This window comes from Aliivibrio finisterrensis, assembly GCF_008933155.1.
Classification (GTDB): domain Bacteria; phylum Pseudomonadota; class Gammaproteobacteria; order Enterobacterales; family Vibrionaceae; genus Aliivibrio; species Aliivibrio finisterrensis.
Map to the genome: position 1 here is coordinate 173,345 of NZ_WBVP01000002.1, position 24,810 is coordinate 198,154.

Here is a 24,810-nt window from a genome sequence, read left to right on the forward strand (position 1 = left end):
GCTTTTCTTCTCTAAAGTAATTCCGTGAACTGTTTCTAATTTTTATCTTGAGCTTTTAATCGCAATAATCATTCAATGGATGAATATATTAACGTTGATTAAAGAGTAAGTAGTCGTAGATATGGATGGTTTCTGACTGAGTAGGAACGTGTACATTTATCTGGATTAATTGTTGTTTGATCGTATTGACTCGAAAACCAACAACCAAAATAAGAATAAATGCGACGACATAGATAATGCCATTAGTTGATATGTTCATGCTGCACCACCTTATTGAAAAACAATGATAATGACCGCTGAAATAACCATAGTTTAATTATGGTTTATTTGCTAATGCATCATGATGGATTAAACCAAACATCTTATTTTTATCATTTACTATCGTTTCATATGATTGAATTCTCCCCTCATAATGCCTTTTTTAGTTTGATTTATTGGACTTATAGTTACTGATATTGAATAAGTAACGGCGGGTGATTGCATGAAAAAAATAGTGGCTAGTATTTCCGTATTGATGATGTTTCCAAATTTTGTGTTGGCTGAAGAGAATGAAGTGATTGACCCATCCGATTTAACTCGTGTTTATACCCAAGCGGCTATGTTTGTCACATCTGATGCTGATGTTAGGGTGTCATCGATGTTTACTGGAGCATGGAGTGAAGACACACAATTTGCGGGTTTTGTAGAAGGTGTTTTTGGTAACGATAAAGCCAAACAAGAAGGAAAAGATCAATTTGGATTTGATTACCAACGGGGCCGAGCACAATATTTTCAGGTTCATGCGATGGATAATCCATTAATGCCACGGGTTGGTTTCTCAGCCGATCTCATTCATCAAAATGGCAATGCTGGAACCACAAAAGGAGAAGGGTTAAAAGACACAACGTTGCTTTCATTAGGGGCCATCGCTTTGATTAACCCCGCTTACACAGCAGGGGTAATGGTGTTTCCAAACCTTGCTTATACCGTGGGTGACGTGTTTGGTGAATCTGCCGATGGGTATATGATTAATATGTTTGTGACTCAACCCGTTGGTGATAGCGGTGCCTTTTTACAACTATGGCCGGAATACTTTAAAGCAACGGGCGATGTGGTGGAGATGGAATCAAGCTCGTTTAATATCATGTTCAATGCCCCAATAAAATCGAATCGAACTCAATGGTTGATGACAAAATTAGAATACGGCAGTGCCGATGTTGTTTTGCCAAATGGATTCGAAATAAAAGGGGATTCAGAGCTTAAAGCGGAAATTGGTGTGAAATGGTTCTTTTAGTGATCTAGAGACCTGTTGATAAAGCGCCCTTATTTAACAAGAAATAAGGGCGCTTTTTTAATTTAAATACTGTTGAGCGTATTGACGTAAAAATGTCGTTAACTGCTGTATTTCGTCATTTAGCTCAAGCGTAAGAGGGTAAAAAAAAGAAATGCCAATTTGAAGATCATTCGATAGTTCTTTGATCTTAATTTCAATCAACTCCTTGTTATCAATATAAGGTTGAGCTAACCCTTTACTCATTAATGCCCAGCCATCATGTCTAACAAGCTTAAGTAGGACATCATTGTTGCTGACCAAACGTAAATCGGTGGAGACTGCAAAAATTTCAGGCATGGTGTTGTAATGATTTTCACTAATATACTGTTTTTCTAGCTGCAAATCATACAACGATAAGTTTGATAACTGAGTTATAGGATGCGTGGGGTTGCAGTAAGCCGAGAAACTATGTGTACCTAAATTCAAAAAACCAATTGGGAATTGTGTTTCATTCGATGGTTTATTTTGCATGATAGCTAACTGATGCTTACCTTCAACCAGAGATGCCAACGCCTGATCTCTGTTACGGTGAAGCCAATGAATTTTAATATGAGGGAATGCATTGGTTATAAATTCTTCCACTAATAAAATTAAAGAATTCGGCACAATAATATCGTGAAATATATCCAACTGAGTGATCGGTTGTTGATAATTATTCATCATACGTAAATTGAGTTTTTCACTGTTTTTAACCAACAATTTTGCTTGCTTATAGATAGCAAGTCCTGCCGGTGAAGCAATGGCTTTTTTTCCTTGAATATCAAATAATTCGATTGCATAGCTATCTTCTAATGCTTTAATTTGTTCTCTAATCGTTGTGCGATCTTTTCCTAGTTTTCGAGCTGCTTGGCTATAGCTTCCCTCTTCAACGGTAGCGCAAAATGAGGTTAAGTGTTCATAAGAAAACATAGTCACTCCAATGTTGGGTATCTCCCATCATAATGCATTATTTAGAACGTCGATTCATAAGTAATATGGCTTTATTACAGAGCATCACGCTGAAGTATGCCGTGGCTCACAAGTTGAAATTGATTATGAAAGGCAAAAATTATGAATCGATTATTTAAAATTTCTTCTATTGCCATTGCGATCTCTGCTCTGGTCGGCTGCACACAAACGAAAACACCGACTTATGATGCTTCTGCTGTTAGTCAAAATCCGATAATTCTCTATTCTTCAAATGAATTAATTACTATGTCAGACAAGACGCCAATAGGTGCAAATTCTGTGGTGGTTCAAGAGGGTAAAATTGTTGATTTAGGGAAAAAAGAAACATTGATTACAAAATATCAATCGCACCCAAGCTTTACAATTGATGATCAATTTGAAGATAAAGTAATTACCCCCGGTTTTGTTGAACCACACATTCATTTATGGCTCAGTGCTATTTTATTGGGTTCTGAATTTATTACACCTGCAGATTGGAATTTTCCATGGGGAAATGTAGAAGGAATACAAGGTAATGATGCTTATTTCGCTCGCTTAACAGAAATCGAATCTGAAATGAAAGATAAAGAAACTCCTTTATTGACATGGGGTTATCATAATTACTTTCATGGCAGTGAGATGAGTAAAGAGAAATTGAATGCGATCTCTAATACTCGCCCAATAATTGTTTGGCATCGCAGTTTTCACGAGTTGTATTTTAATGATGCAGCAATGGAAATGTTTGGCTGGAGTGAAGCCTCATGGACGGGAGAAGGGCAAGGTTACGCGCAATTAGATTGGGATAAAGGGCATGCCTATGAAAATGGTGCCAAAGTAATCTTGAATGACGTTTTAGAGTTTATGGTGGAAAGTGGTTTATTTGCCACAGGTATGGAGCGTACTCGTGATTATGTTCAGGCGGGGGGGATCACAACAGCTATTGATCCCGGTGTGGTAGTGACTCCTGAAATGTATGATCAAATGATTGATATTCTTATGGAAGATACACTTGCTTTGGATTATTGGTTGATCCCTGCGGGTAACTTTACTTATGCCATGGGAGGATATGACGCAGAAAAAGGCAAAGTAATTGCAGAGACTCAAACTCAAACTTACAGTGAGAATGAACAAGTCCGTTGGTTACCAAAATACGTTAAGTTATTTACGGATGGTGCGATGTATAGCCAATTGATGCATTTAAAAGAGGGTTATATTGATGGACATGAAGGTGAGTGGTTACAAACCCCACAAGAGCTTGAAGACAGCATGCGCCCCTATTGGAAAGATGGTTATACGGTTGTAATACACGCGAATGGTGATGTTGGATTTGAAACCGCTGTTGATATTGTTGAAACATTAAATTCGGAGGTGCCGCGTAGCGATCATAGAACGGGGTTTCATCATTTAGGTATTACAGATAAAGATGATATACCAAGGGCGGTCGAAGCGGGAGCTAACTTCAGTGTTAATCCATATTACACGCATATCTTAGCTGAATTATATGGTGAGCAAGGAGTAGGTAAAGAGCGAGCGGAAGTGATGTCAAGAGGACGCTCATTTATTGATGCGGGTGGCATGTTATCTTTGCATTCAGATGCACCTATGGCACCAGCTCAACCATTAAGTTTAGTGTGGGCTGCCGTGAATCGTATTGGTTTATCAGGTGAAACGGTTCAAGGCCCGCAAGAGCGCATTACGGTTGATGAAGCGATGAAAGCAATCACTATTAACGCTGCTTATACTGCCAGACTAGAAGAGACGGTAGGATCGATTGAGGTAGGCAAATTTGCTGATTTTGCTGTATTGGATGAGAGCCCTTACAGCGTAAAACCGGAAAGAATTGATGATATTAATATTACCGCCACAGTATATCGAGGCGTGCCAAAAATGATTGATAGTGGAAAAATTGGAATGCAACTAACGGCGAAAAGCCAAGCAGTAATGAATTATTTGAACCAGCACGAAGGCCATTCGCATGATCATGATATTTGTGAAACCAGCTTGTTGTTCCAACAAATAATGACTGGGAAATAAAATCATATATAGAAAAGAGCCACCTTAATTAGAGTGGCTCTTTTTATTTATTTTGAATTAAAACGAATTCAGATTAACGAGTTAAATACGCCGCAACAAAGCGCGTAATGTCTACCATATCTGATACTTTAATAAACTCTTCCGTAGTATGAACTTTCGCCATACCTGTAGAAAGGTTAACTGTTGTTAAGCCCCTTTCATTAAATACGTTTGCATCTGAGCCACCACCCGTTGGTTTAGTAAATGGGTCGATGTTAATGCTTTCAAACGCTTCTTTAATACTCACAACATGTGGGTTTTCATCTGCAATTTTATAAGCGTTGTATGCACGAGTTGAAATGATCTCGATTTCAGCACCGTGCTTATCAGCCGCTGCTTTAAAGGTTGACTCCATATGCTCAACTTGTTTCGCTAACTTTTCATCATCTAAAGAGCGAGCTTCACCTTCAATGTACAACTCTGGCATTACAATGTTTGTTGCTTGACCACCACGGACAACACCAATGTTAGCTGTTGTTTCTTCGTCAATGCGAGACAATGTCATGTTAGTAATGGCATCTGCAGCAACCGTTAGGGCATTGATGCCTTCTTCTGGTGCTAAACCTGCGTGTGCTGGACGACCTGTGATGGTTACTTTTAGGTTTTGTTGACCAGGAGCAGAAGTAATAATAGTCCCGATAGGGCCACCTGAATCTAATACGATAGCGTGGTTAGATTGAATGTAACTCATATCAAAGTTTTTAGAACCGTGTAAACCGCCTTCTTCATAAACCGTAAATGCAAGCTCTAGTGTTTTGTGTGCTTGATTGTTTTCTTTAATCACACGTACCGCTTCCATTACTGCAGCAATACCTGATTTATCATCACCGCCAAGGATAGTGTTACCTTTAGAGCGGATCACACCATCTTCAATAATTGGCTCAATACCATTACCCGGAGTAACAGTGTCCATGTGAGAGCTAAATACAATGCTGCTCTCTAATGATCCTTCTAATTTTGCGTAAATATTAAAGCCATTTGATACATGCTCAGGTACTGGTAGTTTTGATACCGTAAAGCCTAGTTCCCCTAATTGCTCTGCTAATGCTTCTGCAATCGCTTTTTCATTTTTTGATTCGCTGTCGATCTGAATAATATCTAGAAAGTGATTTACTAAACGTTCTTGATTTACTTGAGTCATGACTTCTCTTCTTTCATTGATAGGGAATAATAAGATCACTCTAACTAAAGAAAGAGCAGAAAAAGATGCACTGAATCAATAAATCGTCCGACTTATCTAGCATAGCCATGAGCTATATCTTAATAATTAAAAGTTATAACACAGAATTAATATTCAATAACAAATTGCAACTTTTTCCAAGCGCATAACTCTGATAACTATATTAATAAAAAACCATAAGAGGTTGATATGAGATCCCGATTAAAAATTACAACAGTTGCTCTACTCTTCGCTTCATTTTTTGCTGTTACAACAAGTTTCTTTTCTACCGCTGAAGACATGACTCAGCCAATGAAAGGGGACTATGAGGTAGCCACTCTCGCAGGGGGGTGCTTTTGGTGTACTGAATCTGATTTAGAAAAATTAGATGGAGTGATGGATGTTGTTTCAGGCTATTCAGGGGGAGATCTTGAAAATCCAACCTATAAACAAGTGTCATCAGGAAAGTCAGGCCACATTGAAGTGATTCAAGTGACGTTTGATCCAAAGATCGTTAGCTATGAGCAAGTGCTTGATCAGCTGTTTAGATATATGGACCCAACGGATAACCAAGGCTCATTTGTTGATAGAGGTCCACAGTATCGCCCTGCTATCTTTTTCCATAATGAAAGTCAGCAAGTAATTGCTCAAGAGTTTATGAATGCGATTGATGCAGCGAAAGTCTATCCAAAGCCTTTAGCGACAGAATTAATTGAGTTTAAAAAGTTTTGGCCAGCAGAAGATTACCACCAAGATTATTACAAACGTAATCCAATTCGTTATAAGTATTATCGTAATGGTTCAGGCCGTGATAAATATCTAGATTCGGTATTTGGTGAAGACAGAGAAGATAAACCAAAAACATTACGTCAGTACATTGATGAGCAAAAAATGGCTCAAAATGTTAAGCCATATGCCAAACCATCAGAATCAGAAATTAAGAAGATGCTGACTGAACAACAATATTACGTAACACAAAAAGAAGGGACTGAACGTCCATTTGATAATGCGTATTGGGATAATAAAGCGGAGGGGATTTATGTTGATATCGTCAGTGGTGAGCCGTTATTCTCATCAACAGACAAATACAAGTCAGGAACGGGTTGGCCAAGTTTTACCAAACCAATCAATAAAGCCTACATTACCGAAGAAGATGATTTTTCATTATTTAGTAAACGTACCGAGATCCGCAGTAAATTTGCTGATTCACACTTAGGGCATGTGTTTAGTGATGGGCCTAAACCTACAGGGTTACGTTACTGTATGAATTCTGCTGCAATGCGTTTTGTTCCAAAAGTAGATCTAGAAAAAGAGGGTTATGGAGAATACTTGTATCTGTTTAACTAATCATCTTAAGATAACTACATAAAGAAAGCCCCATGAGTATCGTACTTATTGGGGCTTTTTTGTCTCTATTTCGAGTAGTTTTACTTAATCTGAAAACTATATCCATATGTTTGTTATAGTTTTTAGTTAATATTGTCAATATCTTATTAATAGAATACTACGTTATAAATCAAGTTCATGATTTAAATCTAATTTTTGATAGGTTTTATAAATCACAGCTATAAGTACAAGCGATTATCTCTTATTATCTAAAATGTTTATGCTATGCCCACAGTATTTTAGGGGTTAAAGATAGAGTATGGTCAAGAGTGCATTAGTCGTAGAAGGTGGAGCAATGCGTGGCATTTTTGCTAGCGGTGTTTTAGACACTTTTATGAAGAAAGAATTTATGCCTTATGATTTCGCTATTGGAGTCTCTGCCGGGGCATCGAATCTAATAGGGTACCTTTCTTATGCACCTCAACGTAGCTTTGATGTCATTACGAAACTTGCAACCCACAAACGCTTTTTTAATCCTACACGATTTGCTCGCGGTGGTGATCTTGTTGATGTGAAATGGCTAATTGAGGAATCGAACAGAAGACATCCCTTAAATTCAGAGCGTTTATTTTCTTCTATTCCTATGTATGCGGCAGTAACTAATATTGACAGTGGTAACGCCGATTATTATCAAATAAAAGAAAGTAATTTAAATAATGTTCTTGAAGCAACAACCGCTTTACCTATCGCTTATAAATCAACACCTTGTTTCTCTGGCGGTTGTTATACCGATGGTGGCGTAGCTGACTCTATTCCGGTAAAAGAGGCTTATCGTCGAGGGGCGAGAGATATTACCGTGATCTTATCTCACCCTTTAAGTTATGAGATGAAACCTGCACGTTCACCTTGGTTAATGACTAAACTATTAGCGCGATATCCTCAAATAGCACAAGCAATGTTGGTTCGTGCTGAAAATTACAATCAGTCATTGGAATTTATTCGTAATCCCCCTGAAGGAACGACAATTCGAGTGATCGCTCCACCTGAAGGTTTTGCCGTTAAGCGTCTTTCTATGAAATCTCCTACACTGATTGCAGGATATGAAATGGGAGTGTCCGCAGGCGTGGATCATTTATCCAGCCGTGAGGGAACTTTTGGATTAGATATAGAAAACTGTCACTTTTGCTTATAACCCTATTTTATAACAGTTTTTTCGTGAGCTTTATTACTATATTAAGGAATGAATAATGACTAAAAAGCTAACCACAGCGGCAGGTTGTCCTGTTGCACATAACCAAAATGTTCAAACTGCGGGTAAACGTGGTCCTCAATTATTGCAAGACGTGTGGTTTTTAGAAAAAATGGCGCATTTTGACCGTGAAGTGATCCCTGAGCGTCGTATGCACGCAAAAGGCTCTGGTGCTTACGGTACATTCACGGTTACTCATGACATCACAAAGTATACAAAAGCAAAATTGTTTTCTGAAATTGGTAAACAAACTGAGCTATTTGCACGTTTTACTACCGTCGCTGGTGAGCGTGGCGCAGCAGATGCCGAGCGTGATATCCGTGGTTTTGCGCTAAAATTCTACACAGAAGAGGGTAACTGGGATTTAGTGGGTAACAACACACCCGTATTCTTCTTACGTGATCCTCTTAAATTCCCTGATTTAAACCACGCGGTTAAACGTGATCCTCGCACAAATATGCGAAGCGCGAAAAATAACTGGGATTTCTGGACATCATTACCTGAAGCGCTTCACCAAGTAACTATCGTGATGAGTGATCGTGGTATTCCTGCTACTTACCGTCATATGCATGGTTTTGGTAGCCACACGTTTAGCTTTATCAACAGTGATAACGAGCGTTACTGGGTGAAATTCCACTTTGTATCTCAACAAGGCATTAAAAACCTATCAGATGCTGAAGCGGGTGCTGTGATTGGTAATGATCGTGAAAGTCATCAACGTGATTTGCTTGAAAGCATTGATAACCAAGATTTCCCTAAATGGACATTAAAAGTTCAGATCATGCCAGAGGCAGAAGCGGCGACGGTTTCTTATAATCCGTTCGATTTAACCAAAGTATGGCCACACAAAGATTATCCATTAATTGAAGTGGGTGAATTTGAGCTAAACCGTAACCCACAAAACTTCTTCGCAGAAGTAGAGCAGTCGGCATTTAACCCTGCAAACGTGGTTCCGGGTATCAGCTTCTCTCCAGATAAGATGCTACAAGGTCGTTTATTTGCGTATGGTGATGCTCAGCGTTACCGTTTAGGTGTAAACCACCAACACATCCCAGTGAACGCACCTCGTTGTCCTGTACATAGTTACCACCGCGATGGCGCAATGCGTGTTGATGGTAACTTTGGTAGCACATTAGGTTATGAACCAAATAATGAAGGTCAATGGGCAGAGCAGCCAGATTTTTCTGAGCCACCACTAAACTTAGATGGCGCAGCAGCACATTGGGATCACCGTGAAGATGAAGATTATTTCTCACAACCGGGCGATCTATTCCGTCTAATGACCGCTGAGAAACAAGCTATCTTATTTGATAACACAGCGCGTAACTTAAACGGTGTGCCAAAAGAAATTCAACTTCGTCACTTAAGACATTGTTATAAAGCTGACCCTGCTTATGGCGAAGGTATCGGTAAATTACTTGATATTGATGTGAGTGAATTTAACTCGTAATTTATTCTATTAAGTAACTATAAATCAAAGCGTTGAGTATTACATTCAGCGCTTTTTTTATGTCTGTTTACATTGTAAATTTTAGCTCTCTTGCTATTTGAAAGGTGGTTATTTTATTATTTAATTCAATTTGGTTAGAAAAACCACAAAAACTGTCGGTATTTGTGTCGATAGACCTCCGTTATACTCCCCGCACTATTATAAGCCGCTAAGGCAAATACTCATTGCTCTGGATTTACGATCCAGCCTCGCAAAAAAGGAAAGTTACCCATGTCTCAATATATCGTTTGTGCGTTATACAAATTTGTTTCATTAGAAAATTACACCGACCTTCGTCAACCATTAACTCAAGTATTAGAAGATAATAATATTCGCGGCACATTACTGCTAGCAAGTGAAGGTATTAATGGCACGGTTGCTGGCTCTCGTGAAGCGATTAATACACTACTCGCTTGGTTTAAAGAAGATCCTCGTTTAGCTGATGTGGTTTATAAAGAATCAATTAATGACGTACAGCCGTTTAACCGTACCAAAGTAAAGTTAAAAAAAGAAATCGTTACTATGGGCGTAGAAGGTATTGATCCCCTTCATGTGGTGGGTACGTATGTTAAACCTGCTGATTGGAACGCGCTTATTTCTGATCCAGAAGTACTGTTGGTTGATACCCGTAACGAGTATGAAGTGGACATAGGTACGTTTAAAAATGCAGTGAATCCAAATACAGAGACCTTTCGTGAATTCCCTCAATATGTTGCTGAAAACTTAGACCCTGCAAAGCATAAAAAAGTCGCGATGTTCTGCACCGGTGGTATTCGCTGTGAGAAGTCGACAGCTTACATGAAAGAACAAGGGTTTGATGAGGTGTACCATCTTGAAGGTGGGATCCTAAAATATCTTGAAGAAGTGCCAGAAGAAAACAGCTTATGGGAAGGCGATTGTTATGTGTTTGATGGCCGAGTTGCCGTTAATCATCAATTAGAAAAAAGCCATTACGATGTATGTAATGCGTGTCGTTTGCCAATCACAGACGAAGATAAACAATCAGAGGCATTTGAGAAAGGCGTAAGTTGCCCTAAATGTATTGATCAGCATAGTGATGAGCAAAAGTCTCGTTTCCGTGAGCGTGAAAAACAAGTTCAACTAGCGGATGAAAGAGGCGAAACTCACGTTGGTGGTGACGCGGCAAAGTTGATTGAACAACGTAAACAAGAAAAGAAAGAGAGAAAACAGCAGCAGAGAGCATCTAAGAAGTAAATCGCACTTAATGCTGAGGTGAAGCGTAAAGAATGAACTGACTCGAAAGAATATAATGCGCTTTCATTCTGCTCATACTGAGATGCAAAGTAGATAACAAATGCGTAAATAAAGCATCGATTTATCCCTGTTCTTATCGCCAATTTATGAATTCTTGCTAGTTTTATAAACAAAAGTGAGGCGTTAACGTCTCGCTTTTATTGTTTATAAACAAGGATGAAATCATGACAAATAAAATAAAAATCAGTTCGCTCAGCATCGCTTTTATTGGTGCACTATCATCAATGGGAGCGCAAGCTCATGGTTGGGTTGAGTACCCTAGTGCAAGGCAAAACACTTGTTATTTAGATGGAGGCTTTTGGGATAATACTATTCCAAATCAGGCATGTCAGGCAGCGTATGATGAATCAGGTGCGTTTCCTTTTGTCCAACGTAATGAAGTTGCTGCAAACGTACCAAACTATAAAGACATGGCACATGTTCAAGCCATTGTTCGTGATGGTAATTTATGTTCGGCGGGCGATAATGCAAAAGCAGGCCTAAACGTAGGTTCTTCTCATTGGCAAAAAACGGCGGTTACCTTAGATGAGAATAACCAGATTGAGCTTATCTTTAATGCCACCGCACCTCATAACCCTTCTTACTGGCAGTTCTATTTATCTAATCCTAATTACGATCCAACCGTTCCATTAACGTGGGGTGATTTAGAGCTAATTGATACCTCAAGTAACGTACCTGTCGGGGAAGATAAGAAATACCGTATTAATATTACTCTTCCTGCGGATAGAGCTGATTCGGCCGTTCTTTATACTCGCTGGCAGCGTGAAGATGCCGCTGGTGAAGGCTTTTATAACTGCAGCGATATTTCATTTGATGGAACGGGAACGACACCTCCAGGACCGACAGATCCAGTCGACCCACCACCATCATATTCTGATTTAGGTTATTACATTAGCCAAGGATTTGGGCCAGTAGAATCAGGCGATACGGTTCGATTCAGAACATTTGATGCGACAGGGGCGGAAACAACAGACATCAGTTTAGCCATTAATGTGAATAATACGGCGACATGGTCAGCGGAACTGGCAGGACAATTTAACCAATTGAAAAATAAAGAATGGTTTATTGGTATTTGGCACCAAGAAATGAATCATTATATGTATGACACTACTAATATTTACGCTAACCGAGTGTTTGCACCAAGCGCTGATTTAAGTTACCAACTTTCTTTAATTAAAGCCGATACAACACCACCAGTAGAGCCGCCAGTTGAGTCAACAAACGCATGGCAAGCCGGTTTAATTTATAACAATGGGGATGTTGTTAGCTATAACGATAAAGAATGGACAGCACAGTGGTGGACAAAAGGCGAAGAACCGGGAACGACTGGCAAGTGGGGCGTTTGGCGTTAATAGAAGGCAATAAATGGATCTCAATTTAAAATGGTATTTTTAATATTTAAGCCCTAATTTAATTTAGGGCTTTTTGTGATAAGCAACGCTTATAAATGTAATAACGAGAGCTATTTAGTATTAATCTCTTCAATTTCATATTATTTACTCAACGACTAAGAATACGAATTCATGGATGAAATCATTATTATTATTTAAAATGAGAGTAATTATTAAACTAGCACTAAAATCCCTTCTAGCAGCTTCACTTTTATCTTCTACAGCCCTTTATGCGAATGTTTTAGAAGGTCATCGAGTTGGATTGGGCTTTAATTCCACAAGTATTGATGATATAGCTTTTGATGGAAAATATTCAACCAGTGGTCTTACTTTGGCTTATGGTTATGACATAAATGATATTATTGGTATCAACGTTTCTTTAAATAAAGGCAGCGGCACAGATTTCCCTTTTGACATTGATACATCAACCTTTAAGTTTGATACCGATATTGGTTATACCTTTCATATGCAAAATGCGTCAATAAAGCCTTATGGTGTCTTGGGTTTTGCAAAGTTTAAAGAAGAAGCCAGTGCTTTTGGACTAGATGCTTGGAAATGGGATGACTCAACTATCTTTGTTGGTATTGGTACAAGAGCTACGTTTAATCACCATTTCTATACTGATTTAAGATTAGATTTCATTAACTTAAAAGAGAGTGGAGATAATATTTTTGCTGATCAGTTCTCTTTTACTGTTGGTTATAAATTCTAATTAATGATTATTTTTTAGTATCACTACGACGTTAAATACCATCATAAAGCTCTGGATTTCTCCGGGGCTTTTTTATTGTGTATTAAAACATCATATTCCTCGACATTGTGATCAAGATCTCTGTATAATCCGCGGCTAGATTTTCTCATTCATCATACTTTCGTCCTTCATCTTGTGGCTTTCTATAGCCAAATCATGACTTGTCAGTAAACCCTAGGAATTATTTCGTTGATACAATCAAACAACATCACAATGCAATTTGGCGCAGAGCCTTTATTTGAAAACATTTCAGCAAAATTTGGCAACGGTAACCGTTATGGTTTGATCGGTGCGAACGGCTGCGGAAAATCAACGTTCATGAAGATTCTTAGTGGTGCATTAACTCCTAGTTCAGGCAACGTATCAATGACGCCGGGACAGAAATTAGGTGTATTAAGCCAAGATCAGTTTGCGTTTGAGCAATATAACGTAATTGATGTTGTTATCATGGGTGACAAAAAACTATGGGAAATCAAACAAGAGCGTGATCGCATCTATTCATTGCCAGAAATGAGTGAAGAAGATGGCATGAAAGTCGCCGAGCTTGAAAGTGAATTCGCAGAAATGGATGGTTACAGTGCAGAAAGCCGTGCTGGTGATATCCTAATTCAAGCTGGTATTGATGAAGCGCTTCATTTTGGTTTGATGCAACAAGTGGCTCCAGGCTGGAAACTGCGTGTGTTATTAGCACAGGCACTGTTTGCAAACCCAGATATCTTGTTACTTGATGAACCAACCAACAACTTGGACATTCACACGATTAACTGGTTAGCAGAAGAGCTAAACAAACGTAAATGTACCATGATCATCATCTCGCACGACAGACACTTCTTAAACTCTGTATGTACGCACATGGCTGATATCGACTACGGTGAATTACGTATTTACCCAGGTAACTACGAGTACTTCTTAGAAGCATCAAGCTTGATCCGTGAACAACTATTAGCGGGTAACGCGAAAAAAGAAGCAGAGATCAGTGAATTACAAGACTTCGTAAACCGTTTTGGTGCTAACGCATCGAAAGCGAAACAAGCAAGTTCTCGTGCAAAGAAAATGGACAAAATCACGCTAGATGAAGTGAAATCATCAAGTCGTATGAGCCCATCAATTAACTTTGGCGAAGGTAAAAAACTGCACCGTCAAGCACTAGAGCTTGAAAACCTAGGTCACGGCTTTGATGGTGAAGTTCTGTTTGAAGGTGGAAACTTATTACTAGAAGCGGGCACTCGCTTAGCTGTTATCGGTGAGAATGGTGTAGGTAAAACAACCTTCTTACGTTGCTTAGTGAATGACCTAGAGCAAAACGAAGGTATTGTTAAATGGTCTGAAAATGCGTCTTTTGGTTACTGCCCACAAGACAGCACGGCTGATTTTGATAACGATTTAAGCATCTTCGATTGGATTTCTCAGTGGCGTACCGTTAAGCACGATGACTTGATGGTTCGTGGTATTTTGGGTCGTTTACTGTTTACTGCTGACGACGCAAACAAAAAAGCGAAAAGCTGCTCAGGTGGTGAGAAAAACCGTCTATTGTTTGGCAAGTTAATGATGCAAGACATCAACGTACTTGTTATGGATGAACCAACTAACCACATGGATATGGAAGCGATAGAAGCACTTAACGAAGCATTAAAAATCTACACAGGTACTTTAATTTTCGTAAGTCACGACCGTGAGTTCGTATCATCACTAGCAACTCATATCATTGATATTAATGAGAAAAAACTAGTGACTTTCCAAGGTACTTATGACGAGTATTTAGACCACCAGGTTAAAATGCTACAGGTTAATATTGCTAAATAAGCGTATGTTAACTCGGTAGAATTAAGCATAGATAAAAACGCGAGACTGGATATCAGCTCGCGTTTTTTGATCGAAGTCTATATGCTTTTGTTCCATTACGATTAATCTCTCTCTTTCACTTCTTATTTATTATTTGGAAATCATTTGTGTCAGTAATTAGCGCTAACAAAACCGCCCCAGCAAATACCGTCGTTGTACTCGATTTCGAAACCACAGGCTTATCACCAAACCAAGGTGATCGTGCTATTGAAATAGGTGCAGTTAAATTAGAAAACGGCGTGGTGGTTGATCGTTTTCAAGGTTTGATGAACCCGGGATTTAGAGTGAGTTCATTCATCGAAAATTACACCGGTATTTCAAATCGAATGTTAGTCGATGCTGCTAGTTGTGATGTAGTAATGGGTGAGTTTGCTGATTTTATTCAAGGCTGTAATTTAGTCGCACACAATGCCTCATTTGATAAACGTTTTTTAGATGCTGAATTAGAGTTGATTCAGCGTGGTTATGAAGGTGATTTTGCTTGTTCATTACTGGTATCAAGACGATTAACTCAAGAGGTTTCATCGCATAAACTGGGTGACTTAGTCGCGTATCATAAAATCGATAATGATGGCGTATTTCACCGAGCGTTAGCTGATGCCGAGGTGACCGCCTCGCTATGGTTAGTACAGCTAGAAGCATTAGAGCGTGATCATGGCATTGTTAATCCAAGCTTTGATTTAATGATTAAAATAGGAAAAACCCCGAAAGGATCTGTGGATAAATTTTTAAAGAAGTACCGTTAATCGATTGTTCCTTATAATAAAAAAACACCTAGCTACTTAGATGTAGGTGTTTTATTTCCACCCAGAAAGCCAACGTTCTTGGTTTTTTAATTCTTCCCAATCAAGTGATTGTGTGCGTTTTGTTATAATTGCTTCTATTAAACAATGTGTTACCTCATTTTCCTCAAACTCAATTTCAGTAATTAAAAAATGCTTTTCTTTTTGTACAGGGTTAACCGCTGTCCATTTGCTATTTAATAGCTTCTTCGGGTTAATCTTATTCATCAGGCTTCCTTAATGTAAATTATCTATAGTAAGAATAGCTTAAATTTAGTTTTAGAGATGTTATACCATTCTGGATAAGTAGTTGTTCAGATAATTGCGCAGGAAAAATCGATTATAGCAAGGCATAAATTACAGTAACTAGTGGATCTAATTACAAAATTTATAACGCAGATATAATCGATTTTAACAAGCAAGAATGATCAAATACTTATGTAGATTGGTATTAAGTAAGTATTCCAATTAAACCAACGAATCCGCTACTGATATTTTAGTTCGTGCAGTGCTGTCTAAATACCTTTGGCACGCTTAAGTTTAATTAATTATTTTTATCGTAATGACAAGGCTAACTTGTTTTACATCACTGAGGGATAGGACCATATTTTATGACGTTGAGAATTCGATAGTAAACGCACTGAGGTAAATAGACGTTAAGTTAAATAATTGCTACCAAGGTCTTAAAATGATGAAAATAAGCATTAATCGAAAAAGTATTATTGCTCTTTTTTAAATGTATGGTGCTACTATTCGTTTCGTTAAAAAGCCACTTAAAACAGCGTTAATTTACAGTTTAAGAGTGTTTACCATTGATGTGTTAACGGTTATCAATGGTAAACAATCTACCATATGTATGGAGCAACAAATGAGTGAGCAAATTCTCACACTATCACAACTAGGCTGGCGTCCTTATTTTCAACAGCAACTGACTCTAGATGACTTAACAGATCTGCAGACAGGTCGAGTTATTGAGCAGCATCGAAGCAGTATTATTGTTTTGAGTGAGCAAGGCCAAGCAAGCTTATTACCACCATCAGGGGATGATCGTGTTTGTGTCGGTGATTGGGTATTGTTTGATGAAAATCTACGAATTCAACGCGTACTAGATAGACAATCTCTGTTTGATCGTAAAGCGCCGGGATCAAAAGTTGCGACGCAATTAATCGCAGCAAACGTAGATAGCGTCATGATCGTGTGTTCGTTAAATAATGACTTTAATCTAAGTCGTATAGAACGTTACCTTGCTATAGCAAAAGAAGCCGAAGTAGAGCCAGTTGTGGTACTAACTAAAGCAGACTTATGTGATGATGCAGATGACAAGCAAGATCAAGTTCAAAAACTGAATCGAATGATGAGTGTTTACAGTGTAAATGCACTTGATTCGAATGATTTAGTTGCTCTACATAGCTACTGTAAAAATGGACAGACTATCGCTTTCCTTGGTTCATCTGGTGTTGGTAAATCAACATTGGTAAATGGTTTACTTGGCTTTGAAGCTCAAGAGACTGGCGATATACGTGAAGATGACAGTAAAGGCCGTCATACCACAACGTATCGAGCGCTTAAGCTAATGCCGCAAGGTGGTCTATTAATGGACACTCCTGGAATGCGTGAGCTTCAATTAAGTGATTGCGAGCAAGGCGTAAATGCGACGTTTAGTGAGATTACTGATCTTGCTTATAACTGTCGCTTCGGTGATTGTACTCATACCTCTGAACCAGGTTGTGCCGTGCTAAAAGCGGTTGAATCAGGTGTTCTTGAAGAACGTCGCTTAGTCAGTTATCAAAAATTGATGCGTGAACAAGCAATTAATGGTGCAAGTTTAGCTGAGCAGCGTGCAAAAGATAAAGCGTTTGGAAAAATGGTGCATGGCGCTATTGCTGATGCTCGTTCTCGTAAAAAAGGTTATGAGTCAGCAGCCTATTAATACGGTATTGTAAATAACAAATACATGAATAAACCGCCCGTCTTTGATTAGAAGCAGCTCTTACTTTTTAGTAAGGGCTGTTTTTTTATCTGTAACAGCATGTATAAAGGTAAAATTAACTTAATCTTTATACAGGGTCAGGGAGTGACAAATGCTGAATGAAAAAACACTACTAACCATTGGGTTATTGTCTGAGCGAAGTGGAGTCGCACATTCTGCTTTGCGTTTTTATGAAACAAAAGAATTAATAGCGTCTATTCGAACTTCTGGCAATCAACGTCGTTATCACCCCTCAATGCTTCGTCGAATTGCGCTTATTCAGGTTGCTCAACTTGTCGGTTTTACGTTAGAAGAAATAGCCAAAGAGCTTGAAGACTTACCGATGAGAAAAACAGCCACAATCCAGGATTGGGAGAAAGTTGCCAGTAAGTGGCAAAAAGATCTCGATGCTAAGTTACATCAAATACAATTTTTAAAAGAGAACCTTACCGGTTGTATTGGCTGTGGGTGCTTGAGTATGGAAAAGTGTCAGTTATTGAATCCTGATGACATTTTGCACGAAGAAGGCAGTGGAGCGCAGCGGATATTATCGAAATAAAGAAAAGTAGGGCACTAGAGATAGAAAGAGCCAATATACACAAGAGCAATTATTGCCTTGATAAGATAAAAACCGTACCATTCTGTGATTATCGATTGAGTTTAGAAGAGAATACCAATATGAACCAAGAAGCAAGCATGATCACAAACCTAGAAGATCTAGAAACGTTTTTAATCTCTGTTGAAAATGGTGGTTTTGGTTTAACAAACGTTGCAGGCATTGCAATGGCAACAAACAATAAAGATGGTCGTCGCTTTGTTGCGGTACTGGATGATAAGCATCAATTACTACTGTCTCGTTGGGTAACAGAAGAAGTATTCCAAACAGGACAAGATTTAGTGCGTAATGGCCCAAGCCGTACCACGCATTAATTCAATTGTATTAGAGCTATTGTTTCTAATTAGGTTTAAAAGTAATTAGAAACAATAGAGACAAGTATCATGCAAATGAAAAAAGTAAATGTTACATCCTCCACAATCCATTCTTTGTCATCCCAACCAAGTATTTTAATTTTTGATTGAGTAAAATTCATTTTTAAATCTTCAAAATCACCATTCAAATCGTACATAATCAATCCTTCATTTTAGCCGTTAAGATAAAGTTATCGTGATTATTGATTTAGTAAAATTGAATAATTTAAAACAAGTGTTTAATTTTTCTGTCCATTATTCCGTGATCATTTGTGGTGTTGTTACATCCATTTGTTTGATGTACTTAGCGATAAAATAGGGTGGGATGAAAAACACCAGAAAATAAAAGGATTGATGAAAGAAGGTCGATGCGATTTCTTTCTCATGGTTTAGGTAGGCAAACAAAGCCAGCACATCCAAAAGAATATAAAGAGTGCTCAAAACAATGGAAATGAGTAAAACTAAACCGAGAATATCTCTACGGTAAACGGTTGGTATCGTCATTTTTATTCCCTCAAAAAATGTAATGTCGATCCAACTTACGCCTAATTCCTAGGTTGTTTTTTGAGCTACATCAAAGTTTAGTTTCTAGGTGTGGAAAGTAAGATTTACTATTTGATAATTAAAGAAAAGCCAAGGCAACTTCTTCACTTTTTATCTAATAAAGTATGGTTTTTTATTTTTTAATTCTGGCCGTAATAAAATCAACCGCCGCTTTTACTTTTGGGGTTGAGTAAGCCAATTTTTGATACAGCATATAAACACCAAGATCTTGATTTCGAGTAATGCTTAATGGCTCATTAAAATGCAATTCAATGAGATCATTACGCTCAAAATAAGGCTGCAACACCCAGCGTGGCATCATGATTATTCCTGCGCCCTTTATCGCTTTATCTGCCAACCATTGGCCATTATTTGTTGTGAGTAAACTTGGGGCCGAGACATCTTGCCATTCTCCATTTATTTCACTTAACCAAGGCGTTGGGCCATGCGGTGTTTTGAAGAATAAGCCTCTGTGGTTAGGTAACTCTTTTGTACTCTTAGGGTAACCGTAATGATCAAGATAAGCAGAAGAGGCAGCAGGGATAAACTGATTATCCATAAGATGAATCGCAACCACACGCTCATCTGGCGCATAGCCTCCACGAATTGCAATATCTACATCGTCTCTATCCAATTTGGAGAGTTGATCGTTCAACTCTACATCTAAAACAATATCTGGATATCGAAGGGTAAATTCATCCAATATTGGGGCAAGAATACGCTCACCAAAACCCACCATGGAGCTGATTTTAAGCGTGCCTGTTGGGGTGGTTTGGTAATCTTTTACTGCTTTGTCACATTGGTCTAATTGCTGAATTAGTGTCGTGACTTGGTTGTAGTACTGCAAGCCAACCTCTGTGAGAGAGACGGTTCGAGTCGTTCGCTTCAATAATTGAGCACCGAGAGACGCCTCTAGATCGGCAATGCGACGCGAGACAGAAGATGCAGGAACACCAAACTTTTTGGCTGCTGAAGAGAAGTTTCCCGCCTCTACCGTAGCGGTGAAGTATTTTAACGCCCGTAATTGATCCATAACTTTATTATTGCCTTTTTAACAATAGACCTTCCTATATTACCCTCTATATCTAATGAAAAACATAAGTAATACTGTAATCACTCGCACGAATACTAACAACAAAAAGGAAATGTTATGAGCCAGTATACTGAAATTCAATTGAGCCAACGCCCAGATGGAAACCCAATCGGCCCACAGCTGTTTGAAGTGGTAAAAAAAGAGATCCCAGCGGCTGGCCCAGGACAAATTCTGATTAAGCAAACTTATATGTCTTTAGATCCAGCCATGATGGGATGGATGAGCCCTGACACCAATAGCTACATTCCGCGTGTCGAGTTAGGTCAAGTGATGCGCTCAAGCGGTTTTGGTGAAGTCGTTGAATCAAACCATCCTGATTTTGTTGTTGGAGATTCTGTCATGGGCATGATGGGCTGGACGGAATATCTAGTAACTAACGGACAAGGTATTAATAAAGTTCAAGCAGGTGTAAGTGCAGAAATGGCACTGGCCGTGTTCGCACTTCCGGGTTTAACAGCAACACAAGGCCTGCTTAATATTGCTAAACCACAAGCGGGTGAAACCTTAGTTGTTACTGGCGCAGCAGGTTCTGTAGGTTCTATTGTGGGTCAATTAGCCAAAGCAGATGGTTTACGAATCATTGGTGTCGTAGGCAGTGATGAAAAAGCCGATTGGATAGTGAATGAATTGGGTTTTGATGGTGCTATCAACTACAAAACAGACGACTTAGAAGCAAAATTGGCAGAACTTACACCAGAGGGTGTAGACGTGTTTTTTGAAAATACAGGTGGCCCAATTCAACACCATATTTTTAATCGCATGAACACGCACGGGCGAATCGTTGTTTGTGGCATGATAGCGGATTACACCGCAGCAGAGCCGGCACCAGGACCAAACTGGATTAATCTGATTAAGAAACGCGTGATGATCCAAGGCTTCGCTATGCCAGATCATCTAGGCAATGTTCCTGCGCTATTAGAAAAGTTAACTCCATATGTGATGCAAGGAAAGGTGAAATACCGAACTCACCAATTGGATGGCTTAGAAAGCGCAATGTCTGGTTTGAATATGTTCTTTACCGGTGAAAACAAAGGCAAGCTGCTCGTTAAGCTGTAAGACAGCGGTTATCTTATTTGAATAAAAAATCCGAGAGTGATTATGCTCTCGGATTTTTTATAGCGATTTAAACGTAAATATAGAAGAACAAGTGAGATTAAATACAAACGACAAAAACCTTGCTCTTCATAGGGAGAAAAGTCTGGTTTCATAAAATGGAAGTGGTAGCATGATCTGGTATGTTATTTAAGGGATAGAAAAATGGTTACGACCACTCCAACACGTTTTAAAGTGAAAGTGAACACACATAAAGGAAGCTCTTATTGGACACTTAGCGGTTCCACCACCATTCTTGAAGATGCGGTGGTATTTACGATGGAATCCATGCCTGATTTCTTTAGGCAATCTCTTGAACAGGATTTTATTGAATTACTGCCTGTTGAATAAAAGCAATAAATACAGTGCTGTAAGCGTAAAGGACAACCATACATTTAATGGTTGTCCTGTTTATACCTAATCGATAATTAGATAGCCTACTAACTTGCTAATCTCATATTTTAAATTATCAAAGTATGGGTTCCATGTCAGTCGGGCATAAACTTTTCCTTCTTCTTGATAACCCCATGCCGAGAACCACACATTTTCACCTTGTTTACAGGATTGGGTTTGTTCTTCATCTAAACTGTTGGTACAGATAAGCTTTTCTGCTTCTTTCCCATAATAGCTATTGTTAGGCGAAAATAATGGGCTCATGTGTGATGCTGTACTGATGTGTAAAGCGTCTAATTTCATAGAGTAGGCTTGAGTTCGTTGCTTTATTCGCAAACTGTGTTGATCGCCGTACCAAATCAAGTGATTGTTAGGGTTTACAAATTTATCTGCGAAAAATTCCGTGGTCGCTTGTGAATTGATAATGCTGTCGGCTTCACTGATAGCGATTAAAGTGGGCACTGTGATATTTTTATCAGAAATTGCTTTTCTAAATGCGACGGCACTGTCGGAGTATTGAGCCATACCATGCATGGATATAGAGCTGTACCGTGCAAAGTTGTTTTCTTTTTTCGATATACCATCCCAAAATACAGAAACGATTGAACTTAGCTTTTCTAATGTAGGGTTTAGTGATTCAAAACCGGGTGAAATAAAGATAAGACCATCAATACCTTCATTATTTAATGTATGAATAGCCGTTAAATTAGCGCCAGTTGAAAATCCACTTAACCACACTTCTTGATAGTCTTTTTTAAGTAGATTAGCGTAATGGTCAACAATGTTTTGCCAATCTTGATAGGTTGTTAAATACATATCTTCAGGTTTACTTCCATGGCCAGGTAATAAAAGAACCTGCACGTAGAAGCCTTGCTCTGAAAATGTCGTTGCAAGATCACTAAAGCTATATGGAGAGTCCCCTAGTCCGTGTACCAGTAGGATCGCTTTTTTTGAGTTTTTATTGCCACGCTCAAAGGGCATGTTCATTGCTAACTCTTTTTCATGATTATCAGAGATAAAAGCACGATGCTCAGAGAGCCAATCTTTGGTTTCTGCTAAGTACTGATCAAACGAGGGTTGCAGGTAATTGTAATACTGCCCAGATAAATTCAAAGGTTTGTTATTATTGGAAAAAGTTGAGCACCCGAGAAAAAACAGCGTTAAGCAGAGTACAGTTAAATACATAATGAATTTATGCACGATGATTCCTTAAATAATGAAAGTGACGATTAAACCTATTCCGCGGTTGATAATTTAATCTTTTTATCAGTCTTGATTTATTTGATGGAGATTAGCGGTTAAGATTATTCACCATCTTCTCTGAAACACGCTTAAATTCAGCGATTTCTGCCTCTGAAAGATCCTTCGACATCTTTTCAAACATCTTGTTATCAATCCCTGATATTTTTTTCATAATCTCTTTGCCGCTTTCCGTGATGCGAAGGCATTGGCTGCGTTTATCTTCAGGGTTTGGTTCTTTAATGATGAGCTCTTGTGTAAGTAAACTGCTTAGAAGGCGTGTGACTTGAGCCTTATCTCTATTTAAATAGTGAGCAATATCAACGGCTGTGCAGTGCGGTTTGTGGTTAATGATCTTGATAACTCGTACATGCATAGGTGTGATCCCAAGATGTAGTTCTTCAATGTGATCATGTAAATTACGCTTTAACGTATGCACTAACGTGAACAAACTATCTAATGATTCTCTATCAGACATAAATATTACCATTAAAGTTGGTTGATTTTATCAACTAAAAATATATAGTTGATATTATCAACTTGATTGAGCGTTCTTTCAAGAGGAAGTTCAAATCGGTTTGCTGTTAATCATGATGAAATTAAGATTATTAGAAGGTAGAACAATGATCCCTAAAATTAGAAAAGATAAGTGTTATCGAGTGACCATTGAAGAGATAACACCAGAGCAAGAAACAGCTCAAACATTGGCGTTTGAATTTCAAGATCGTGAAGATGTATTTACTATCGTCGATAAGCTAAAGCAAATGAGTGGCTTAGAGCCAGAAGTATCAACGAGAGTTGGGGTTGCGTTACGTCTACTAGGCCCTGTTATGATGGCAAATCGTAAACATGAATTGTTTGCTGATTTTATGCCGCACTTTAAAACCTTTATGCAAAACTTGAAGAATAAAGTGAAAGGCAAATAAGAAAGTAATGTTTTAAGAGCATATTGAAAACCTAAAGCCGAGTGAGAGAGACACTCGGATTTTTGTGTATGGTGGACACGCTTGTGGAAGTACCACCGCATATCGCTGCTGGTCAATTCATCGAAAAATTATCAATGAATCACCTACCTGAACCTTCGTGACAGCTTAATATAAAGCAACAAAGATAAAATAATGGCACCACCACCGAACATTTTTTGCGTTTCTAACACTTCATTCAGTAAGGTAACACTGATCAGTAATGTCCAGATAGGTTCTAAGATCATAATCAGTGAGGCGGTTTCTATCTCTACCGAAAATTGCCCAAGAGTTTGAGCGAGATAACGAATGGCCGTTGCCACAATGGTTGAGATTAAAAACCAAAAAATAGCATGCTCTGTGAGTTCAAATGGCGCATGTGAATTAAATGATGCATATAAACAGCCGCTAATTCCCACAACAAACATTTGAACGCAAATGGATAATAACGGTGTGATAGAACCAATAACACGCTTGTTTAATACAAAGTGTAATGACAATAAAAGAGAAGAGAGCATAAACCCAAGTTGGCTTGGTTCCATTTTCCAACCATTTCCTAGGGTTAATAACATCATACCAAAAATAGAAATAGGCAAGGCTAACCAAAAGGCTTTATTGGGCTTTTGACGAAATAAAATCCAGGCAATCAGAGGGGCAATTAGCATGGCTAAACTCATAATAAATGCGCCCTCTGCTAATGACGAAGTGATAGCAACAGCATACACCCAGACTTGCAGAGCAAGCGATAGCACTAAACCAACGCCAGTAAGCGCAAAGCCTTGTTTGATGGTTAAGTTGCGAAGTTGTTTATAACAAAAAGGAAGAAGCACCAAACTTGCGAGCAGAAATCGTGTGCCAATAAAAATATCACCGGGAATCGTCATGACGACCATTTTTGATGCACCCCAGCCAATAGCGGCAAGAATGGTAGCCATAACCAGATAAAGGATTCCACGCATAGACGTATACTCTGA

26 protein-coding genes are annotated in these 24,810 nt (G+C 38.6%); 16 read left to right on the forward strand and 10 right to left on the reverse strand.

Annotated features, from left to right (window positions below; translation table 11 throughout):
* Positions 1 to 88 precede the first annotated feature (88 nt).
* Positions 89 to 259 (reverse strand): hypothetical protein, encoded by a 171-nt coding sequence (locus F8B77_RS17465; protein ID WP_167512739.1) that lies wholly within the window; start codon positions 257 to 259, stop codon positions 89 to 91.
* Between the two features lie 222 nt (positions 260 to 481).
* On the opposite strand from F8B77_RS17465, the gene F8B77_RS02655 reads away from it, so the two are divergent.
* Positions 482 to 1,273: a hypothetical protein gene (locus F8B77_RS02655; protein ID WP_130087860.1), complete on the forward strand. Its 792-nt coding sequence runs from the start codon at positions 482 to 484 to the stop codon at positions 1,271 to 1,273.
* A gap of 57 nt (positions 1,274 to 1,330) precedes the next feature.
* Here the strand turns inward: F8B77_RS02655 and F8B77_RS02660 are convergent, their stop codons facing one another.
* The gene (locus F8B77_RS02660) at positions 1,331 to 2,221 is read right to left on the reverse strand and encodes a LysR family transcriptional regulator (protein WP_130087861.1); all 891 of its coding nucleotides are present in this window, start codon (positions 2,219 to 2,221) and stop codon (positions 1,331 to 1,333) included.
* A gap of 141 nt (positions 2,222 to 2,362) precedes the next feature.
* On the opposite strand from F8B77_RS02660, the gene F8B77_RS02665 reads away from it, so the two are divergent.
* Positions 2,363 to 4,273: an amidohydrolase gene (locus tag F8B77_RS02665; protein ID WP_151653451.1), complete on the forward strand. Its 1,911-nt coding sequence runs from the start codon at positions 2,363 to 2,365 to the stop codon at positions 4,271 to 4,273.
* 73 nt (positions 4,274 to 4,346) lie between these two features.
* Here F8B77_RS02665 and F8B77_RS02670 read toward each other — a convergent pair whose 3' ends face one another.
* Entirely contained in the window at positions 4,347 to 5,453 is a 1,107-nt protein-coding gene (locus F8B77_RS02670) for a M20/M25/M40 family metallo-hydrolase (RefSeq protein WP_151653453.1), read from the reverse strand.
* A 228-nt stretch (positions 5,454 to 5,681) separates the two neighbouring features.
* Between F8B77_RS02670 and msrB the strand changes: the two genes are divergently transcribed.
* The 8 genes from msrB (at position 5,682) to F8B77_RS02710 (ending at position 15,540) form a co-directional block, all read left to right on the forward strand.
* A complete protein-coding gene (gene msrB / locus F8B77_RS02675; RefSeq protein ID WP_151653455.1) occupies positions 5,682 to 6,818 on the forward strand; it encodes a peptide-methionine (R)-S-oxide reductase MsrB in 1,137 nt (378 codons plus the stop codon).
* 298 nt (positions 6,819 to 7,116) lie between these two features.
* Positions 7,117 to 7,989: a patatin-like phospholipase family protein gene (locus F8B77_RS02680; RefSeq protein WP_151653457.1), complete on the forward strand. Its 873-nt coding sequence runs from the start codon at positions 7,117 to 7,119 to the stop codon at positions 7,987 to 7,989.
* Positions 7,990 to 8,044: 55 nt separating this feature from the next.
* Entirely contained in the window at positions 8,045 to 9,496 is a 1,452-nt protein-coding gene (gene katE2, locus F8B77_RS02685) for a catalase KatE2 (protein WP_151653459.1), read from the forward strand.
* 270 nt (positions 9,497 to 9,766) lie between these two features.
* Complete coding sequence (gene trhO / locus F8B77_RS02690) at positions 9,767 to 10,750, forward strand: oxygen-dependent tRNA uridine(34) hydroxylase TrhO (protein ID WP_151653461.1); 984 nt, start codon at positions 9,767 to 9,769, stop codon at positions 10,748 to 10,750.
* Between the two features lie 224 nt (positions 10,751 to 10,974).
* Positions 10,975 to 12,162: a lytic polysaccharide monooxygenase gene (locus tag F8B77_RS02695; RefSeq protein WP_151653463.1), complete on the forward strand. Its 1,188-nt coding sequence runs from the start codon at positions 10,975 to 10,977 to the stop codon at positions 12,160 to 12,162.
* Between the two features lie 175 nt (positions 12,163 to 12,337).
* Positions 12,338 to 12,913: a porin family protein gene (locus tag F8B77_RS02700; protein ID WP_244298174.1), complete on the forward strand. Its 576-nt coding sequence runs from the start codon at positions 12,338 to 12,340 to the stop codon at positions 12,911 to 12,913.
* Positions 12,914 to 13,141: 228 nt separating this feature from the next.
* Positions 13,142 to 14,755: an ABC-F family ATPase gene (locus F8B77_RS02705; RefSeq protein ID WP_151653465.1), complete on the forward strand. Its 1,614-nt coding sequence runs from the start codon at positions 13,142 to 13,144 to the stop codon at positions 14,753 to 14,755.
* 155 nt (positions 14,756 to 14,910) lie between these two features.
* Complete coding sequence (locus F8B77_RS02710; RefSeq protein WP_425277976.1) at positions 14,911 to 15,540, forward strand: 3'-5' exonuclease; 630 nt, start codon at positions 14,911 to 14,913, stop codon at positions 15,538 to 15,540.
* A 51-nt stretch (positions 15,541 to 15,591) separates the two neighbouring features.
* On the opposite strand, the gene F8B77_RS02715 is transcribed toward F8B77_RS02710, so the two are convergent.
* Positions 15,592 to 15,804 (reverse strand): TIGR02450 family Trp-rich protein, encoded by a 213-nt coding sequence (locus F8B77_RS02715; protein WP_151653469.1) that lies wholly within the window; start codon positions 15,802 to 15,804, stop codon positions 15,592 to 15,594.
* 640 nt (positions 15,805 to 16,444) lie between these two features.
* On the opposite strand from F8B77_RS02715, the gene rsgA reads away from it, so the two are divergent.
* The 3 genes from rsgA to F8B77_RS02730 all read left to right on the forward strand — a co-directional run bounded on the left by rsgA (position 16,445) and on the right by F8B77_RS02730 (position 18,475).
* Positions 16,445 to 17,506: a ribosome small subunit-dependent GTPase A gene (gene rsgA / locus F8B77_RS02720; RefSeq protein ID WP_151653471.1), complete on the forward strand. Its 1,062-nt coding sequence runs from the start codon at positions 16,445 to 16,447 to the stop codon at positions 17,504 to 17,506.
* A 151-nt stretch (positions 17,507 to 17,657) separates the two neighbouring features.
* Positions 17,658 to 18,104 carry a redox-sensitive transcriptional activator SoxR gene (gene soxR / locus F8B77_RS02725; RefSeq protein WP_151653473.1) on the forward strand — a complete coding sequence of 149 codons (447 nt, stop codon included), beginning with the start codon at positions 17,658 to 17,660 and terminating at the stop codon, positions 18,102 to 18,104.
* Positions 18,105 to 18,223: 119 nt separating this feature from the next.
* Entirely contained in the window at positions 18,224 to 18,475 is a 252-nt protein-coding gene (locus F8B77_RS02730) for a hypothetical protein (RefSeq protein ID WP_072055435.1), read from the forward strand.
* Positions 18,476 to 18,510: 35 nt separating this feature from the next.
* On the opposite strand, the gene F8B77_RS17470 is transcribed toward F8B77_RS02730, so the two are convergent.
* The 3 genes from F8B77_RS17470 to F8B77_RS02740 form a co-directional block, all read right to left on the reverse strand.
* Complete coding sequence (locus tag F8B77_RS17470; protein ID WP_167512740.1) at positions 18,511 to 18,672, reverse strand: hypothetical protein; 162 nt, start codon at positions 18,670 to 18,672, stop codon at positions 18,511 to 18,513.
* Positions 18,673 to 18,769: 97 nt separating this feature from the next.
* The gene (locus F8B77_RS02735) at positions 18,770 to 19,018 is read right to left on the reverse strand and encodes a D-fructose-6-phosphate amidotransferase (RefSeq protein WP_151653475.1); all 249 of its coding nucleotides are present in this window, start codon (positions 19,016 to 19,018) and stop codon (positions 18,770 to 18,772) included.
* 172 nt (positions 19,019 to 19,190) lie between these two features.
* Positions 19,191 to 20,090 carry a LysR family transcriptional regulator gene (locus F8B77_RS02740; RefSeq protein WP_151653477.1) on the reverse strand — a complete coding sequence of 300 codons (900 nt, stop codon included), beginning with the start codon at positions 20,088 to 20,090 and terminating at the stop codon, positions 19,191 to 19,193.
* A gap of 117 nt (positions 20,091 to 20,207) precedes the next feature.
* Between F8B77_RS02740 and F8B77_RS02745 the strand changes: the two genes are divergently transcribed.
* Both F8B77_RS02745 and F8B77_RS02750 read left to right on the forward strand, forming a co-directional pair.
* A complete protein-coding gene (locus F8B77_RS02745; protein WP_151653479.1) occupies positions 20,208 to 21,206 on the forward strand; it encodes an NADP-dependent oxidoreductase in 999 nt (332 codons plus the stop codon).
* 201 nt (positions 21,207 to 21,407) lie between these two features.
* Entirely contained in the window at positions 21,408 to 21,593 is a 186-nt protein-coding gene (locus F8B77_RS02750; protein WP_151653482.1) for a hypothetical protein, read from the forward strand.
* A gap of 66 nt (positions 21,594 to 21,659) precedes the next feature.
* On the opposite strand, the gene F8B77_RS02755 is transcribed toward F8B77_RS02750, so the two are convergent.
* Both F8B77_RS02755 and F8B77_RS02760 read right to left on the reverse strand, forming a co-directional pair.
* Positions 21,660 to 22,835 (reverse strand): alpha/beta hydrolase, encoded by a 1,176-nt coding sequence (locus F8B77_RS02755; protein ID WP_151653484.1) that lies wholly within the window; start codon positions 22,833 to 22,835, stop codon positions 21,660 to 21,662.
* Positions 22,836 to 22,926: 91 nt separating this feature from the next.
* Positions 22,927 to 23,352 (reverse strand): MarR family winged helix-turn-helix transcriptional regulator, encoded by a 426-nt coding sequence (locus F8B77_RS02760; protein ID WP_167512741.1) that lies wholly within the window; start codon positions 23,350 to 23,352, stop codon positions 22,927 to 22,929.
* Positions 23,353 to 23,497: 145 nt separating this feature from the next.
* Here F8B77_RS02760 and F8B77_RS02765 point away from each other — a divergent pair, with 145 nt between their 5' ends.
* A complete protein-coding gene (locus F8B77_RS02765; protein WP_151653488.1) occupies positions 23,498 to 23,800 on the forward strand; it encodes a DUF3861 domain-containing protein in 303 nt (100 codons plus the stop codon).
* Between the two features lie 143 nt (positions 23,801 to 23,943).
* On the opposite strand, the gene F8B77_RS02770 is transcribed toward F8B77_RS02765, so the two are convergent.
* A complete protein-coding gene (locus F8B77_RS02770; protein WP_151653490.1) occupies positions 23,944 to 24,795 on the reverse strand; it encodes a DMT family transporter in 852 nt (283 codons plus the stop codon).
* Positions 24,796 to 24,810 lie beyond the last annotated feature (15 nt).

Coding starts and splice junctions, on each gene's coding strand:
- F8B77_RS17465 (WP_167512739.1), bottom strand. CDS start 259: ATGAACATATCAACTAATGGCATTATCTATGTCGTCGCATTTATTCTT.
- F8B77_RS02655 (WP_130087860.1), top strand. CDS start 482: ATGAAAAAAATAGTGGCTAGTATTTCCGTATTGATGATGTTTCCAAAT.
- F8B77_RS02660 (WP_130087861.1), bottom strand. CDS start 2,221: ATGTTTTCTTATGAACACTTAACCTCATTTTGCGCTACCGTTGAAGAG.
- F8B77_RS02665 (WP_151653451.1), top strand. CDS start 2,363: ATGAATCGATTATTTAAAATTTCTTCTATTGCCATTGCGATCTCTGCT.
- F8B77_RS02670 (WP_151653453.1), bottom strand. CDS start 5,453: ATGACTCAAGTAAATCAAGAACGTTTAGTAAATCACTTTCTAGATATT.
- msrB (WP_151653455.1), top strand. CDS start 5,682: ATGAGATCCCGATTAAAAATTACAACAGTTGCTCTACTCTTCGCTTCA.
- F8B77_RS02680 (WP_151653457.1), top strand. CDS start 7,117: ATGGTCAAGAGTGCATTAGTCGTAGAAGGTGGAGCAATGCGTGGCATT.
- katE2 (WP_151653459.1), top strand. CDS start 8,045: ATGACTAAAAAGCTAACCACAGCGGCAGGTTGTCCTGTTGCACATAAC.
- trhO (WP_151653461.1), top strand. CDS start 9,767: ATGTCTCAATATATCGTTTGTGCGTTATACAAATTTGTTTCATTAGAA.
- F8B77_RS02695 (WP_151653463.1), top strand. CDS start 10,975: ATGACAAATAAAATAAAAATCAGTTCGCTCAGCATCGCTTTTATTGGT.
- F8B77_RS02700 (WP_244298174.1), top strand. CDS start 12,338: ATGAAATCATTATTATTATTTAAAATGAGAGTAATTATTAAACTAGCA.
- F8B77_RS02715 (WP_151653469.1), bottom strand. CDS start 15,804: ATGAATAAGATTAACCCGAAGAAGCTATTAAATAGCAAATGGACAGCG.
- rsgA (WP_151653471.1), top strand. CDS start 16,445: ATGAGTGAGCAAATTCTCACACTATCACAACTAGGCTGGCGTCCTTAT.
- soxR (WP_151653473.1), top strand. CDS start 17,658: ATGCTGAATGAAAAAACACTACTAACCATTGGGTTATTGTCTGAGCGA.
- F8B77_RS02730 (WP_072055435.1), top strand. CDS start 18,224: ATGAACCAAGAAGCAAGCATGATCACAAACCTAGAAGATCTAGAAACG.
- F8B77_RS17470 (WP_167512740.1), bottom strand. CDS start 18,672: ATGTACGATTTGAATGGTGATTTTGAAGATTTAAAAATGAATTTTACT.
- F8B77_RS02735 (WP_151653475.1), bottom strand. CDS start 19,018: ATGACGATACCAACCGTTTACCGTAGAGATATTCTCGGTTTAGTTTTA.
- F8B77_RS02740 (WP_151653477.1), bottom strand. CDS start 20,090: ATGGATCAATTACGGGCGTTAAAATACTTCACCGCTACGGTAGAGGCG.
- F8B77_RS02745 (WP_151653479.1), top strand. CDS start 20,208: ATGAGCCAGTATACTGAAATTCAATTGAGCCAACGCCCAGATGGAAAC.
- F8B77_RS02750 (WP_151653482.1), top strand. CDS start 21,408: ATGGTTACGACCACTCCAACACGTTTTAAAGTGAAAGTGAACACACAT.
- F8B77_RS02760 (WP_167512741.1), bottom strand. CDS start 23,352: ATGTCTGATAGAGAATCATTAGATAGTTTGTTCACGTTAGTGCATACG.
- F8B77_RS02765 (WP_151653488.1), top strand. CDS start 23,498: ATGATCCCTAAAATTAGAAAAGATAAGTGTTATCGAGTGACCATTGAA.
- F8B77_RS02770 (WP_151653490.1), bottom strand. CDS start 24,795: ATGCGTGGAATCCTTTATCTGGTTATGGCTACCATTCTTGCCGCTATT.